The sequence below is a fragment of the Actinacidiphila oryziradicis genome, from assembly GCF_005047355.1.
Taxonomy (GTDB): Bacteria; Actinomycetota; Actinomycetes; order Streptomycetales; family Streptomycetaceae; genus Actinacidiphila; species Actinacidiphila oryziradicis.
Genome location: NZ_SUMC01000318.1, coordinates 1 through 1,629, shown reverse-complemented (window position 1 = coordinate 1,629; position 1,629 = coordinate 1). Strand labels below are relative to the sequence as shown.

The 1,629-nt window shown below is 68.9% G+C and carries 2 protein-coding genes; both read right to left on the bottom strand.

What is annotated here, in order from left to right:
• Nucleotides 1–27 precede the first annotated feature (27 nt).
• Nucleotides 28–390, bottom strand: a complete 363-nt coding sequence (locus FCI23_RS64575) for a tyrosine-type recombinase/integrase (RefSeq protein WP_407646174.1) — start codon at nt 388–390, stop codon at nt 28–30.
• A complete protein-coding gene (locus FCI23_RS55560) occupies nt 290–1,156 on the bottom strand; it encodes a tyrosine-type recombinase/integrase (protein ID WP_136731747.1) in 867 nt (288 codons plus the stop codon). The genes FCI23_RS64575 and FCI23_RS55560 overlap by 101 nt, the downstream gene beginning before the upstream one ends.
• Between the last annotated feature and the right edge of the window lie 473 nt (nt 1,157–1,629).

Here is a 1,629-nt window from a genome sequence, read left to right as displayed (position 1 = left end):
ATGGGAACTAATTGCCAAACTCCCAGCTCAGGCCGCCAAGTTGTAGGAGGATGGAGACCCCGTCGGACCGCGCTCTGACCTCGTGACCTGCGGGTTCTCACCCGTCTGATGCAATTCCCGAGGGTTGGCGTAGGTGTTCATCGTGGTCTGCACGTCCGTGTGCCCGAGTCGGCGCGAGACCACGTGCATCGGCACTCCGGACAGCAGCAAGGCGGTGGCGTGGCTATGCCGGAACCAGTGGGGTGTCCAGCCGCCCGGGACCTGTCCGGCAAGCCGGCGGCGGAGCCGGTCAACCAGGTCGTAGACGCTGTCGGGTTTCCAGGGGGCGAACCGGGGTTCGCGGGCGAGGTTGACGAAGACGTACCAGTCGTCGAGATCGGCGACCGCCAGGGTCAGCCCCCACGTCGCACAGCTGCCACAAGTACTCGCCGTAAAGCCGGTCGAGCTCGTGGGAGATGTAGAGCTCGCGGTAGCCGCCGCCCCTCACCCGCAGCCCGTGCGGATGCTCCCTCGGGACGACCTCAATGAACGGGCTGTCGCCGCGGCCAGTGTGCCAGTCACGGTGCCGGAGCCCGAGCGCCTCACCCAGCCGCAGCCCGGTCTCGGCCAGCAGCGCCCACAGCAGGCGGTCGCGCACCGATCCCCGCCACTCGCCCGCCGCCGGATCCCAGACCGCGCACGCATCGCAGATCCGATTGATCTGCCGGGGCGTCAGTACCGGGGGCACTGCCGGATGCTGCTGGCGTACCCGGATGACGGTCTGGCGACGGCCTTTGCGGCGCGCGATGTGTTCCAGCATCGGCTTGTAGCGCCCTCCGCCCCTGTGCACCAGGCGGTGCAGGTCCCGCCCGACATCGACACCGTTGAGCCGGTGGAACTCGTAGCAGGACAGCACCGCGCGCAGCCGCACCGCGACAGTCGACTCGCCGAACCGGGCCTGTCCCGGCGTCAGCGCCGCGACCTGCGGGTCCTCGCCGGTCCGCAGCCAGGTCAGGAAGCCTCCGAAGTCCTCCAGTGTCACCGCGTCCCAGGCCACCCCGAAGGCGTCCAGGTACTGCCACCACAACGCCAGGGCCCGGGCGTAGGACTTCACTGTGTTCGGCGAGACCTTCTGCACACGCAGGTACTCCAGGTACTCCTCCGCCGGTCCCACCACCGGTGGTCACGACCCAGCACGGTCCACGTCCGCTCGCCTTCGCCGAGGGTGAGGCGCTGCGTACGGAACCCCGAGAGAGCAACGACGGTCGTCACGACCGTAACGTACACACCCCGGATACACCGTCCGCGACAGCGCGGAGACACGCCTCAAAGATCACTCATGCCGCGTAGCGGACGGCCTCCGGCCGCCCCAGATAACAGAGCACGACGGCGTTGAGGACCAGGCCGAGCGCGCCGAGCTGGTCCTCCATGCCGCGACCGGCTGCACGTCAGCGGCGGTCTCGGTGCCGCAGCCAGCGTTACGCCGCAGATGAGAGACCGCATTCCGCACCTGCTCACGGACGCGTTGTCGCGTTCCTCGTCGCGCTGGCGTTGCTGCCGAAGCGAAAGCCGCAGCCCGTCGACGGCGCCGACGAGCAGGCCGTGCCTGTGCTCGTGCACTGACGCCCAGCCCCCCACACTGCATGAAGC